Origin of the sequence: Massilia horti, from assembly GCF_004614195.1 — a bacterium.
In the GTDB taxonomy this organism is placed as follows: domain Bacteria; phylum Pseudomonadota; class Gammaproteobacteria; order Burkholderiales; family Burkholderiaceae_D; genus Telluria; species Telluria horti.
This window is the reverse complement of record NZ_SPUM01000109.1, coordinates 47,908-60,823: the sequence shown is the minus strand read 5'-3', so window position 1 is coordinate 60,823 and position 12,916 is coordinate 47,908. Positions and strand designations below refer to the sequence as shown.

The following is a 12,916-nucleotide window of genomic DNA, read 5'->3' as shown; positions in this document are numbered from 1 at the left end:
GAGGATATGCTTTCTTATATTTCTCCGGCTATAAACGGTAGTCGAAGGTGAACTGTTAGCTATGTTAAGATAGCGCAAACAACAGGTTGCAGGATGCCGCGGAAATGAGTAAAACCAAAACGGATGCAGGCGGGGACGACGGCGAGCGCCGCGGCCAGCCAACCATGGCCGATGTTGCCAAGCTGGCGGGCGTGTCGGCGATGACCGTCTCGCGCGTGATGAACGGCAAGGGGCTGGTGCGCGAAAGTACCCGGCAAAAGGTGGCCGAGGCGATCGCCGCCCTGAACTACACGCCCAACCAGGAGGCGCGCAACCTGGCCGGTTCCAAGCCGATCCGCATCGGTTTCTTGTACAGTAATCCGAGTGCGGCCTACCTGAGCGAATTCCTGGTTGGCCTGCTGGGCCAGTCGGGCCTGAACAACGTCCAGCTGTTCGTGGAAAAGTGCGAGGCCGGCGAAAAAGAGGAAGAGCAGACCCGGCGCCTGATCGAGAATGGACTGGACGGCATCATCCTGCCGCCGCCGCTGTGCGACAGCGAGGCTGTGATCGACTGCATCGCGGCGGCCGACATCCCGGCCGTGGTGGTCGCCTGCGGCCTGCCCGACCAGCGCGTGGGCTCGGTCAGCATCGACGACTACCAGGCGGCTTACCGCATGGCGCGCCACCTGATAGCGCTCGGCCACCAGCGCATCGGCTTCGTGGTCGGCCACCCGAACCAGACCGCCAGCGCGCGGCGCCTGGCCGGCTATCGCGCAGCGATCGCGGAAACCGGCGCCGACGCGTCGGAAGAACTGGTGGTGCAGGGCATGTTCACCTACCGTTCGGGGCTGGACGCCGCCGAGCACCTGCTTGCGCTGGCCGACCGCCCGACCGCGATCTTTGCCAGCAACGACGACATGGCCGCGGCCGCGGTGGCGGTGGCGCACCGCCTGGGCCTGGATGTGCCGGGCGACCTGACGGTCACCGGTTTCGACGACACGGCGCTGGCGACCACGATCTGGCCCGAGCTGACCACGGTGCGCCAGCCGATCGCCGAAATGGCGCGCGAAGCGGTGCAGGCGGTGGTGCGGCGCGTGCGCGCGCTGCGCGAAGGCGGGCCGGCGGCGCCGGAGCAGGTGACGATGGACTTCGAGTTGGTGCGACGGCAGTCGGATGCGGCGCCGCGGACCCGTCCGCCGTCAGGGCTGCCGCTCGCGCCGAACAGGCAGCGTTACGTGAGCTGATTACCACGGCCAGTTGCCGGAGGCGTAGGGTGGGCACCTGTGCCCACGCGGTTCGCGAACGCGGCGTAACGAAGCAGCAGCCGCAAGTCGGCATGCCGTGACCGCGTGCGCACAGGTGCGCACCCTACGCCGCTGATTCCCGTGAACGGCCCAATAACAACGCCGACGTCCCATAACGCATCCCGTAGGGTGGGCGGCTGTGCCGCCCACGCGTCCAGCAAACGCTGGCACAGTGGTTGTGCGTTCGGTTGATCCCCCCTCTGTTTGAACGCGTGGGCGGGAAACACGCTCACCCTACGACCTGCCGCCCGCTCCCCACTCGAGCTTCTTCAGCAGAAGATCGAATATCAATTGACAAGGTCGAAGATGCCCGCATAGACTTGAATGGTTGCGATAACATTTCTGTTAATGGAATGTTTGCATGCGAACGGCAGACAAACAACAACAAGAGTGGAGACAACAGTCATGGGTATCAAACGCAGACAGTTCCTCGCATCCGTTGGCGGGCATGGCGGGCATCGCCGCCGTTCCCGCAGCCGTCGCAGCTAACAAAGCCAATAATGGCGCCGTGCCCGTCTATAAGCTGGCCAGCGCACCGGTCAACGCGCGCATCGAAGACCTGCTCGCGCGCATGACGCTCGAGGAAAAGATCGCGCAGATGCAGTGCGTGTGGCTGACCAAGTCCGATCTTCAGAACTCGGACATAACAAACGAGAGGAATCATGACTAATCAAGCCACCTTGCTGCCCGAGGACCTGGAGCACGCGCTGCTGGTCGGCCGCGTCTGGCGCATTGGTGTGGGTCCGACCGTGGTCGCGGTGCGCGGCGGTCGCTTGGTCGACATCACGCTTCATGCGGCGACGGTGTCCGACCTGTTCGAACGCCACGATCTGACAAGCCTGGTGCGCGACGCCGACGGCGAAGACCTCGGCTCGGCCCAGGAGCTGGTCGAGGCTGCCCTGCGCGGCGAGGCTGGGCCGAACGGCCTGCGCCTCTTGGCGCCGTGCGACCTGCAGGCGATCAAGGGTTGCGGCGTGACCTTCGCGGTCAGCTTGCTCGAGCGCGTAATCGAGGAACAGGCCAAGGGTATTCCGGCGCGCGCCGCCGAGCTGCGCCAGCAGATCCAGGCCTGCATCGGCTCGAACCTGTCGGACATTCGACCCGGCTCGGATGGCGCGATGCGCCTGAAAGCCCAGCTGATCGAGCAGGGCCTGTGGTCGCAGTACATGGAAGTGGGCATCGGCCCGGACGCCGAGGTGTTTACCAAGTCGCAGCCGATGTCGGCGGTGGGCCACGGCGCGGCCGTTGGCCTGCACCCGGCTTCGCACTGGAACAACCCGGAGCCGGAGATCGTTCTGGCCGTGAACAGCCAGGGCCAGGTGGTCGGCGCGACGCTTGGCAACGACGTCAACCTGCGCGACATCGAGGGCCGCAGCGCTCTCCTGCTGGGCAAGGCCAAGGACAACAACGGCTCGTGCGCGATCGGCCCGTTCATCCGCCTGTTCGACGGCGGCTTTTCGATGGACACGCTGCGCCAGCTCGAGGTGCGCATGCGGATCGACGGCGTGGACGATGGCTTCGAACTGGCCGGTGCCAGCCGCATGCGCGAGATCAGCCGCGATCCGCTCGACCTGGTCGCGCAGACTTGCGGCCCCCATCACCAATACCCGGACGGCTTCATGCTCTTCCTCGGCACCATGTTCTCGCCGATCAAAGACCGCGACGCCGCCGGTGCAGGCTTCACCCATCATCCGGGCGACCGCGTCAGCATTTCGACGCCATCGCTCGGCACACTGGTCAACACCGTCCAGCGCAGCGACGAGATTGCGCCCTGGACCTTCGGCGTGCGCGCCCTGTATCACAACCTGGCGCAACGCGGCCTGCTCGCGCCGCCGGACAGTCGCGCCGGCTGAGCCGGCGCAATCATTCGAAAGACACTTCATGCCTGACAACACAGAACAAGCCTGGGTCTATGCGACCTATCCTGACCTCGCCGGCAAGCGCGTCGTCATCACCGGCGGCGGCAGCGGCATCGGCGCCGAACTGGTGACCGCGTTTGCCGGACAGGGAGCTCGCGTCTATTTTCTGGACATCGCCGAGGAAGCCTCGCGCGAACTCGCGCAGGCCCTGAGCCGTGCGCGCCATGCCCCGCGCTTCATCAAATGCGACTTGACCGACCTTGACGCGCTCAAGGCGAGCTTCGCCGCGATCGAACAGGAAGCGGGCGGCGTCGACATCCTGCTTAACAATGCCGCCAACGACGACCGTCACGAGATCGAAGAGGTCACACCAAGCTACTGGGACAACCGGATGGCGGTCAACCTGCGCCACAAGTTCTTCTGCTCGCAGGCGGTGATCCCGGGTATGAAAAAGCGTGGCTATGGTGTGATCCTGAACTTCGGTTCGATCTCGTGGTACCTGGCGTCGTCGCAGCTCGACCTGTACATGACGGCCAAGGCAGGCATCGAGGGCATGACGCGCGGGATGGCGCGCGACCTGGGCCGCTACGGCATCCGTGCCAACACCGTGGTGCCGGGCGCCGTGCGCACTCCACGCCAGCAGGCGTTGTGGCACAACCCGGAAGAGGAGGCGCGCATCCTGGCCGGCCAGTGCATGCCCAAGCGGGTCGAGATGCAGGACGTGGCGGCACTGGCGCTGTTCCTGGCCTCGAACAACGCGCGCCACTGCACCGGCCGCGAGTATTTCGTCGATAACGGCTGGTACGGGGCATGAACAGCACCGCGCCCCGCTGCGTGTGGGAGGTGCAGGCCACCTTGGGAGAGGGCGTGCTGTGGCACGCTTCCCGCGACTGCGTCTATTTCGTCGACATCAAGGGCAAGCAGATTCACCGCTGTTCGCCTGACGGCAGCGTGCGCCGCAGCTGGAGCGCGCCGTCACAGGTGAGCTTTATCGTGCCGGTCGAAGGCGGCGGCCTGGTCTGCGGCCTCGAGGACGGTTTGTATCGCTTTATCGAGGAGAGCGGCGAATTCGTGCCGCTGCGCCAGGTAGAGTCCGACCTGCCCGGCAACCGCTTCAATGACGGCCACGTGGATGCCGCGGGGCGCCTGTGGTTCGGTTCAATGGACAACGCCGAGGCGATGCCTTCGGGCGTGCTGTACCGCTTCGATGGCGCGGGCGCTGCGCACGCGATGGGCACCGGCTACGTGATCACCAACGGCCCGGCGATCAGCCCGGACGGCCGCACGCTGTACCACACCGACACGCTGGACAAGGTCATTTACGCGTTCGACATGGCGCCAGATGGTGGCCTGTCCAACAAGCGCGTGTTCGTGACCATCGAAGGCGGCGGCTACCCGGACGGGATGGCGGTGGACGTTGATGGCAACCTGTGGGTCTGCACCTTCGGCGGCTGGCGCATCGACCGCTTCGATGCACAAGGCACCAAGACCGGGACAATCGCATTCCCGTGTTCGAATATCACCAAGCTGGCCTTCGGCGGCAATGACCTGCGCACCGTCTTTGTGACGACCGCGCGCAAGGGGCTGTCGCAGGAAGAGCTGGCAGCGCAGCCGCTGGCTGGCGCTCTGTTCACGTTCCGGTCTGATACGCCGGGATTGCCGCAGCACGCGCTGCGGCTGCAGGAGTAAAACCATGAGAGACAACAACGGCAAACGGCGCTTCCGGTCGCAGGACTGGTTCGACAATCCGGAGCGCATCGACATGACGGCGCTGTACCTGGAGCGCTTCATGAACTACGGGATCACGCCCGAGGAGCTGCGTTCGGGTAAGCCGATCATCGGCATCGCCCAGAGCGGCAGCGATATTTCGCCGTGCAACCGCATCCACCTGGAGCTGGCCAAGCGCGTGCGCGATGGCATCCGCGATGCCGGCGGCATTCCGATGGAGTTCCCGCTGCACCCGATTTTCGAGAACTGCCGCCGCCCGACCGCGGCGCTCGATCGCAATCTGGCCTACCTGGGCCTGGTCGAGATTTTGCACGGCTACCCGATCGACGCGGTGGTGCTGACCACCGGCTGCGACAAGACCACGCCGTCGCAGCTGATGGCGGCAGCCACCGTCGACCTGCCCGCGATCGTGCTGTCCGGCGGTCCGATGCTCGACGGCTGGTTCGAAGCTGAACTGGTCGGCTCCGGCGCCGCGATCTGGAAGGCGCGCCGCCGCCTGGCAGCAGGCGAGATCGACAACGAAAAATTCATCCAGATCGCCACGGCGTCGGCGCCCTCGGCAGGCCACTGCAACACGATGGGCACCGCGTCGACCATGAACGCGATCGCCGAGGCGCTGGGCATGTCGCTGACCGGCTGCTCGGCCATTCCGGCACCGTATCGCGAGCGCGGCCAGATGGCCTACGAGACTGGCCGCCGGATCGTGGAAATGGCGCGCGAAGACCTGCGTCCATCAAGCATCCTCACGCGCGAGGCCTTCCTGGACGCGATCGTGGTCAATGCGGCGATCGGCGGCTCCAGCAACGCCCAGCCGCACATCATGGCCATGGCGCGTCACGCGGGCGTCGAGCTTACATCCGAGGACTGGATGAAGTACGGCTACGACGTGCCGCTGCTCCTGAACATGCAGCCAGCCGGTAAATACCTGGGCGAGCGCTTCCACCGCGCCGGCGGCGTGCCGGCCGTGATGTGGGAGCTGGAGCAGGCAGGGCTGCTGCGCGCGCAGCGCCCAACCGTGACCGGGCGCACGATGGCGGGCAACCTGGAAGGACGCGCAAGCGCGGACCGCGAGATGATCCGCCCGTTTGCCGATCCGCTCAAGGAGCGCGCCGGCTTCCTGGTACTGAAGGGCAACCTGTTCGACTTCGCGATCATGAAGACCAGCGTAATTTCGGAAGCCTTCCGTGCACGCTACTTGTCGACCCCGGGTTCGGAGAATCGCTTCGAATGCCGGGTGGTGGTGTTCGACGGTTCGGACGACTACCACCACCGCATCAACGATCCTTCGCTTGGCATCGACGAGCGCACCATGCTGGTGATCCGCGGCGCAGGCCCGCTCGGCTGGCCCGGCTCGGCCGAGGTGGTCAACATGCAGCCGCCCGACGAATTGATCCGCAAGGGCATCGCCGCACTGCCGACGCTTGGCGACGGCCGCCAGTCCGGCACTTCGGACAGCCCGTCGATCCTGAATGCCTCGCCTGAAAGCGCGGCCGGCGGCAACCTGGCGCTGCTGCGCACCGGCGACATCGTGCGGGTCGACCTGAACGCGGGCCGCTGCGACGTGCAGGTCCCGGACGACGAGTTGGAAGCGCGCCGGCGCGAGGCGCCGCCACAGGTGCCAGCCAGCCAGACCCCGTGGCAGGAGATCTACCGCGCCACGGTGGGCCAGCTGCACACCGGCGCCTGCCTTGAACTGGCGCTGCCGTACCGCGGCGTCGGACACGACATGCCGCGCCATAATCACTGAGGGCCGTATTCAGTAACCTTAGTGGCATTTTTTCAAGCAGAATGGTGTCCGGCCCAATTCGTCCGGGGCCGAAACAAATAAGACAAGGAGACGTAGCCATGAAAAAGATGATCCAAGTGGTGGGCCTGGCCTGCGCGATGCTGTTTTCCGCCGGGATGGCGCAGGCGGATGCCCAGCATCCGAAGATCGGCTTTTCGATCGACGACCTGCGGGTCGAGCGCTGGACCCGTGACCGCGACTACTTCACTCAGGCCGCCGAGCAGCTCGGCGCCAAGGTCTACGTGCAGTCGGCCGACGCCAGCGAGCAGCGCCAGATCGCCCAGATCGAGAACCTGATCTCGCGCGGCGTCGACGTGCTGGTGATCGTCCCTTACAACGCCACGGTGCTGAACAACGCGATCCGCGAAGCCAAGAAGGCCAAGATCAAGGTCGTGTCGTACGACCGCCTGATCCTGGGCGCCGACATCGACGCCTACATCTCCTTCGATAACAAGGCGGTGGGCGAGATGCAGGCGCAGTCGCTGGTCCAGGCCCGGCCGAAGGGCAACTACTACCTGCTGGGCGGCGCGCCGACCGACAACAACGCCAAGATCCTGCGCGAGGGCCAGCTGGCGGTGCTGCAGCCGCTGATCGACAAGGGCGATATCAAGGTCGTCGGCAAGCAGTGGGTCAAGGACTGGAGCGCGTCCGAGGCGATGTCCATCGTCGAGAACGCATTGACCGCCAACGGCAACAAGATCGACGCCGTGGTGGCATCCAATGACGGCACCGCCGGCGGTGCGGTGCAGGCGCTGGCAGCGCAGAAGCTGGCGGGCAAAGTGGTGGTCTCCGGCCAGGACGCCGACCTGGCGGCCGTGCGCCGCGTGATCGCCGGCACCCAGACTATGACCGTCTACAAGCCGCTCAAGCAGATCGCGTCCAGCGCCGCCAAGCTGGCGGTGCAGCTGGTGCGCGGCGAAAAGCCGACCTACAACTCGCAGCTCGACAACGGCTTCAAGAAGGTAGACAGCCTGCTGCTCAAGCCTATCCTGCTGAACAAGTCGAACGTCGACGTGCTGGTCAAGGACGGTTTCTACACTCAAGCTCAGCTGGCGGGCAAATAAGCGGGAAAATAAGCGGCGCGAGCCTGTTATTGGGCAGGCGCCCCCTGGCGCACGCGCTCGACGCGGCCAGGGGTGCCATCTCGCCCATTCAACAACCAATGAACTGAGTCTTGAATGTCCGGCTATCTGCTTGAAATGAAGGGCATCGCCAAGCGATTCGGCGGTGTCGCCGCGCTCGACGGGATCGACCTTGCGATCCGACCCGGCGAGTGCATCGGGCTGTGCGGCGAGAATGGCGCCGGCAAGTCCACCCTGATGAAGGTCCTGTCGGCGGTGTACCCGCACGGCACCTGGGATGGCGAAATCCTCCTGGACGGCAAACCGCTGCGTGCGCGTTCGGTGCGCGAGACGGAAGAGGCGGGGATCATCATCATCCACCAGGAACTGATGCTGGTGCCCGAGCTGTCGGTGGCCGAGAACATCTTCCTCGGGAATGAACTGACGCTGCCCGGCGGCCGCCTGAACTACCCGGCGATGAACCGCCGCGCCGAGGAGATATTGCGCGAGCTGAAGCTGCCGGATGTGAACGTGGTACTGCCGGTGAAGAACTACGGCGGCGGGCACCAGCAGCTGATCGAGATCGGCAAGGCGCTTAACAAGAAGGCGCGGCTGTTGATCCTCGATGAACCTTCGGCTTCGCTCACCGCGGCCGAGATCGAGGTGCTGCTCACGATCATCCGCGACCTCAAGGCCAAGGGCGTGGCCTGCGTCTACATCTCGCACAAGCTGGAAGAGGTCGCGGCCATCTGCGACACGATCGTCACCATCCGCGACGGCCGCCACATCGCCACCACCCCCATGCAGGAGATGAACGTCGAGCGCATCATCGCCCAGATGGTGGGGCGCGAAATGAATCAGCTTTACCCGGTCCTCGAACACGAGGTGGGCGAGGTGATCATGGAGGCGCGCGACGTCACGTGCTACGACGTCGACCAGCCGCAAAGAAAGCGCGTGGACAATGTCTCGTTCTCGCTCCGACGCGGCGAAATTCTGGGCATCGCGGGCCTGGTCGGTGCCGGCCGCACCGAGCTGGTGTCGGCGATCTTCGGCTCCTATCCGGGACAGCACGAGGGCGAGGTCTGGCTCGAAGGGCAGCGCATCGATACGTCCAACCCATTCAAGGCGATTCAGGCCGGCTTTGCGCTGGTGCCGGAAGACCGCAAGCACCACGGCATCGTGCGCGACCTGTCGGTGGGCGAGAACATCACGCTGTCGGTGCTTCAGCGCTTTTCGCGGATGACGCGCATCGACCAGAGCGCCGAGGTGCTGGCGGTCAATGCGCAGGTCGCGCGACTGGCCTTGAAGACCGCCAGCCCGGCGCTGCCGATCACCGCGCTCTCTGGCGGCAACCAGCAGAAGGCGGTGCTGGCCAAGATGCTGCTGACCGGGCCGAAGGTGCTGATCCTGGACGAGCCGACGCGCGGCGTGGACGTCGGCGCCAAGTTCGAGATCTACAAGCTGATGCTCGAGCTGGCTGCGCAGGGCATCTCGATCATCATGGTGTCGTCCGAACTGGCCGAGGTGCTGGGTGTGTCCGACCGGGTGCTGGTGATGGGGGAGGGGATACTGCGCGGCGAGTTCGTCAACCAGGGCCTGACCCAGGAAATGGTGCTGGCCGCGGCGCTGGGACAGGGCCAGGCAGCGCAGCTTGACACCACGCCGGCATGATGCAACCCACGGGTACAAAATGAAAACGAATAATCTGAAACAGCTCTTCACCCAATACAAGATCCTCGCCCTGCTGGTGGCGATCGCCATCATCTGGGCCTTCTTCAGCTGGAAGACCGACGGCGGCTTCACCTCGGCGCGCAACCTGTCCAACCTGATGCGCCAGATGTCGATCACCGGCATCCTCGCCTGCGGCATGGTGTTCGTCATTATCGCCGGCGAAATCGACCTGTCGGTCGGCTCGCTGCTTGGCCTGCTAGGCGGCATAGCCGCGGTGCTGGACGTGACTGGCCAGCTGTCGCTGCCGGTATCGGTCGCGATCGTGCTGGCGTGCGGCCTTGCGCTGGGTGTGCTGAACGGCTACCTGACGGCTTATGCGGGCATACCGTCATTCATTGTCGGCCTGGGCGGCATGCTCGCCTACCGCGGCGTGGTGCTCGGCGTGACGGGGGGCGCGACGGTGGCGCCGGTATCCGACCAATTCCAGGTGCTGGCGCAGGGCTACCTGCCTCCGGCGTTCGGCATGGTGCTCGGCGTAGCGCTGTTCCTGCTTGCCGCCGTGCTGGCCTGGCGCCAGCGCGCGACGCTCGCGCGCCACAACCTGCCGGTGCCCGCAGCCTGGCGCGACGGCCTGCGCGTGGCGCTGACCGGCATCGTGCTGGCCGGTTTCGTGACCACCCTGAACAGCTACGAAGGCATTCCGCTGCCGGTGCTGATGCTGCTGGTGCTGTTTGGCGTGTTCAGCTACATCGCGCGCCAGACCGTGTTCGGCCGGCGCATCTACGCGGTGGGCAGCAACATGGAAGCGACACGCCTGTCAGGCATTAACGTGCGCGCCGTGAAGCTGTGGATCTTCGGGATCATGGGCCTGATGTGCGCACTGGCTGGCCTGATCAACACCGCGCGCCTGGCGGCAGGTTCGCCATCGGCCGGCACTTCGGGCGAGCTGGATGTGATCGCGGCCTGCTTCATCGGCGGCACCTCGATGCGCGGCGGCGCGGGCACCGTGCATGGCGCGCTGGTCGGCGCGCTGGTGATGGCGAGCCTGGACAACGGCATGTCGATGCTCGACGTGGATGCGTACTGGCAAATGATCGTCAAGGGCCTGATCCTGACGCTGGCAGTGTGGGCCGACGTGGCCACCCGCTCCGGGCAGCGTTAAGCTAGGCGCTGTCTTACTGGAGGCGTAGGGTGCGCACCTGTGCGCACGCGGTTCGCGAACGTTGCGCAGTGAAGCAACAGCCGCGAGTCAGTAGCGGTGGCAGAGCCTTAAGCAAGGGCGGAGAAAGGCGGCTGTTTATTTTCATGGGACCTTTTTTTGGTTGAGCTGGTCAAAGGCGTAGCGCAGGCAGAAGCGCTCGTGATTGCATCGGCCCAACCAACAGGAGATACCTCATGAAATTCCAGAAAGGATGCTTGGCGTTGTGTGTCGGATATCTATGCGCCAGCGCCGCGTGGTCGCAAACACCTGACGCAAAGCAAAACCCACCGGTCGCGGGTGCGTCAGCCCTGGGTGTCAGCGTCGTCGAGATGGAAAACGTGGTGCTCGGCTGGAGCGCCAAGCGTGACCTGCTCGGAAAGCCTGTCATTAACGACCGCAAGGAAAGAATCGGCACGATCGACGACCTGATCATTACGCCGAGTACGACTGGCAAGTTGCCTCGTGCAACGGTCGCCATCATCGGGGTCGGCGGTTTCATCGGCATCGGCAAGCGGGATGTGGCGATCCCGGTCGAACAGATTCAGCATACGGATAACACTTTTGTGTTGCCCGGGGCAACCAAGGATGCGCTGAAAGCCATGCCGCCTTTCGAATACCGGAAGAAGTAGTTTCCTCGTCCAGATTGCTCATGAGCTAGCGATTTCAGGCGAGCGTGGTAGTTCCGCTTCACGTCTTGGTCCTGGTCCTCTTCTTGTCTCCATGATGACGCAAGGCGCGCTGTGGTTTGTCGTGCGCGCTTGCCGTTTGGAGCCACTCATCCATTTGGGACGGGAAGGGGTATAGCTCCTGTATGCATTGAATGACATTCGACGAGTCGTTTCACTACAGGAGCAGACGATGAACACTGCATTGATCCTTGCCGCACGCTTGTTGATGTCGCAGATTTTCATCATCTCCGGCTGGAGCAAGGTGCTTGGCTACAAGGGTACGCTGGCCTATTTCGCGTCGTACGGCCTTCCTGCTGTGGCGGTGCCGCTGGTGATCTTGATCGAACTGGGCGGCGGCATCTTGCTATTGTTCGGGATAAAGGCACGTTGGGCCGCAGCGGTCCTGGCCCTGTTCAGCATCGGTTCCGCCCTCATTGCCCATACCAATTTTGCCGACCCCAATCAAGTGAATAATTTCATGAAGAATCTCGCGATGGCTGGGGGATTTTTGATGTTCGTTCGTTATGGGGCTGGAGTGCCAAGCGTGGACGAGAGGGCGGGAGGGCATCGCTAGCGATTTGTGTTTGCTGACATGAGCCTGAAAGCAACGGTTAAGCAACGGTTAAGGGGACGGATAGAAAGCGTGAATTTTTCTTAATATCAAGCTGCTATTGTTAGCGCGGGTGCCAACGCGGACGAATTGACTTCGTCGGCTTAATCGAGACGCAAACGATGGTGCCGCAAACGTCTATCGAGAGATTCCGTGAACTCAAACCAGCGCTTTCGTTTTCCGATGCTCGCCATATGCGTGTTTTTGCTGGCGCTGTGCGCTGAGCCATCCTGCGCGCAGGATGACGCTGCCTGTGATATTCCCGCAGGCCTTGAACAAAAACTTCAGCCGGGGCATTTGGTGTTGATCGGCGAGGTGCACGGTACAACGGAGAGCCCCGCAGCATTCGGTGACGTAGTCTGCCGCGCACTTGAGCAGGGACGTGAGGTGTCTGTCGGTTTGGAATTAAACCCTAACCAAGTCGATTCGCTTGCCCAGTACATGGCCTCGGATGGCGATAAGGCGGCAGTCAAACGCTTTTTGCATTCGACATTTTGGGCGCGATCATTCCAGGACGGTCGCTCCAGCACGGCGATGCTGGCACTCGTCGAACGCCTGCGGCGATTGAAACAGCGCTATCCGGCGCTAACTGTATTCGTCCTTGATGAGGCCATGAGCCCATCCGCTTCCGTGGGTGGATTGAGCCGTGACCAGCGAATGGCTGTCCGTGTACGGGCCGAGCACTTGCGTCGTCCGCAGGCGCTTGTTCTCACGCTGACCGGCAATGTACATAACCGTCTGAAGCCGATGTCTTTAGGCGCGGGAAAACAGATACTTCCGCAGCCGATGGGTGCCTGGCTCGCCGACTTGTCGCCGCACTCAGTGCTGTTGGACTCGAATGGCGGTAGCGCCTGGGTATGTGCACCAGCGTGCGCAGCGCAAATCTTCCCGGCACAGCAGGATCCTGCTGCCAATGCGGCACAAGGTTACCATGACCTGTCAGCAACTGAACCCTACACAAACCAGTGGTCAATTGGCCCGAGCACCGCCTCCATTCCGGCTATCCAGGCATTCGTCGAATAACAACCAACACCGTCGGAGGCCTCAGT

General features: G+C 63.9%; 12 protein-coding genes. All 12 read left to right on the top strand.

Annotated elements, in window-relative coordinates; genetic code table 11:
• The first annotated feature begins 104 nt into the window (after nt 1-104).
• Nucleotides 105-1,223 (top strand): LacI family DNA-binding transcriptional regulator, encoded by a 1,119-nt coding sequence (locus E4O92_RS16510; RefSeq protein ID WP_135190835.1) that lies wholly within the window; start codon nt 105-107, stop codon nt 1,221-1,223.
• A 421-nt stretch (nt 1,224-1,644) separates the two neighbouring features.
• The gene (locus tag E4O92_RS16505) at nt 1,645-1,953 is read left to right on the top strand and encodes a hypothetical protein (RefSeq protein WP_135190834.1); all 309 of its coding nucleotides are present in this window, start codon (nt 1,645-1,647) and stop codon (nt 1,951-1,953) included.
• The gene (locus tag E4O92_RS16500) at nt 1,946-3,136 is read left to right on the top strand and encodes a fumarylacetoacetate hydrolase family protein (RefSeq protein WP_135190833.1); all 1,191 of its coding nucleotides are present in this window, start codon (nt 1,946-1,948) and stop codon (nt 3,134-3,136) included. Before E4O92_RS16505 ends, E4O92_RS16500 begins: the two co-directional genes overlap by 8 nt.
• 28 nt (nt 3,137-3,164) lie before the next feature.
• Nucleotides 3,165-3,956, top strand: coding sequence for a D-xylose 1-dehydrogenase (xylB, locus tag E4O92_RS16495; RefSeq protein WP_135190832.1), 792 nt, complete (start codon nt 3,165-3,167; stop codon nt 3,954-3,956).
• Entirely contained in the window at nt 3,953-4,831 is an 879-nt protein-coding gene (locus E4O92_RS16490; protein WP_135190831.1) for an SMP-30/gluconolactonase/LRE family protein, read from the top strand. Before xylB ends, E4O92_RS16490 begins: the two co-directional genes overlap by 4 nt.
• Nucleotides 4,832-4,835: 4 nt before the next feature.
• Entirely contained in the window at nt 4,836-6,617 is a 1,782-nt protein-coding gene (locus tag E4O92_RS16485) for an IlvD/Edd family dehydratase (protein ID WP_135190830.1), read from the top strand.
• 98 nt (nt 6,618-6,715) lie between these two features.
• On the top strand, nt 6,716-7,720 hold the full coding sequence (xylF, locus tag E4O92_RS16480) for a D-xylose ABC transporter substrate-binding protein (RefSeq protein WP_135190829.1): 1,005 nt from the start codon (nt 6,716-6,718) through the stop codon (nt 7,718-7,720).
• A gap of 114 nt (nt 7,721-7,834) precedes the next feature.
• Nucleotides 7,835-9,388 carry a D-xylose ABC transporter ATP-binding protein gene (gene xylG / locus E4O92_RS16475; protein WP_135190828.1) on the top strand — a complete coding sequence of 518 codons (1,554 nt, stop codon included), beginning with the start codon at nt 7,835-7,837 and terminating at the stop codon, nt 9,386-9,388.
• Nucleotides 9,389-9,407: 19 nt separating this feature from the next.
• A complete protein-coding gene (locus tag E4O92_RS16470; protein ID WP_135190827.1) occupies nt 9,408-10,550 on the top strand; it encodes a sugar ABC transporter permease in 1,143 nt (380 codons plus the stop codon).
• A gap of 233 nt (nt 10,551-10,783) precedes the next feature.
• Complete coding sequence (locus E4O92_RS16465; protein WP_135190826.1) at nt 10,784-11,218, top strand: PRC-barrel domain-containing protein; 435 nt, start codon at nt 10,784-10,786, stop codon at nt 11,216-11,218.
• Nucleotides 11,219-11,447: 229 nt separating this feature from the next.
• Entirely contained in the window at nt 11,448-11,831 is a 384-nt protein-coding gene (locus E4O92_RS16460) for a DoxX family protein (protein WP_135190825.1), read from the top strand.
• A 189-nt stretch (nt 11,832-12,020) separates the two neighbouring features.
• Nucleotides 12,021-12,890, top strand: coding sequence for a hypothetical protein (locus tag E4O92_RS16455; RefSeq protein ID WP_135190824.1), 870 nt, complete (start codon nt 12,021-12,023; stop codon nt 12,888-12,890).
• Nucleotides 12,891-12,916 lie beyond the last annotated feature (26 nt).

Bases quoted from the DNA above. Each gene is read 5' to 3' on its own strand.
- E4O92_RS16510 (WP_135190835.1), top strand. From the start codon at position 105: ATGAGTAAAACCAAAACGGATGCAGGCGGGGACGACGGCGAGCGCCGC.
- E4O92_RS16505 (WP_135190834.1), top strand. From the start codon at position 1,645: ATGCGAACGGCAGACAAACAACAACAAGAGTGGAGACAACAGTCATGG.
- E4O92_RS16500 (WP_135190833.1), top strand. From the start codon at position 1,946: ATGACTAATCAAGCCACCTTGCTGCCCGAGGACCTGGAGCACGCGCTG.
- xylB (WP_135190832.1), top strand. From the start codon at position 3,165: ATGCCTGACAACACAGAACAAGCCTGGGTCTATGCGACCTATCCTGAC.
- E4O92_RS16490 (WP_135190831.1), top strand. From the start codon at position 3,953: ATGAACAGCACCGCGCCCCGCTGCGTGTGGGAGGTGCAGGCCACCTTG.
- E4O92_RS16485 (WP_135190830.1), top strand. From the start codon at position 4,836: ATGAGAGACAACAACGGCAAACGGCGCTTCCGGTCGCAGGACTGGTTC.
- xylF (WP_135190829.1), top strand. From the start codon at position 6,716: ATGAAAAAGATGATCCAAGTGGTGGGCCTGGCCTGCGCGATGCTGTTT.
- xylG (WP_135190828.1), top strand. From the start codon at position 7,835: ATGTCCGGCTATCTGCTTGAAATGAAGGGCATCGCCAAGCGATTCGGC.
- E4O92_RS16470 (WP_135190827.1), top strand. From the start codon at position 9,408: ATGAAAACGAATAATCTGAAACAGCTCTTCACCCAATACAAGATCCTC.
- E4O92_RS16465 (WP_135190826.1), top strand. From the start codon at position 10,784: ATGAAATTCCAGAAAGGATGCTTGGCGTTGTGTGTCGGATATCTATGC.
- E4O92_RS16460 (WP_135190825.1), top strand. From the start codon at position 11,448: ATGAACACTGCATTGATCCTTGCCGCACGCTTGTTGATGTCGCAGATT.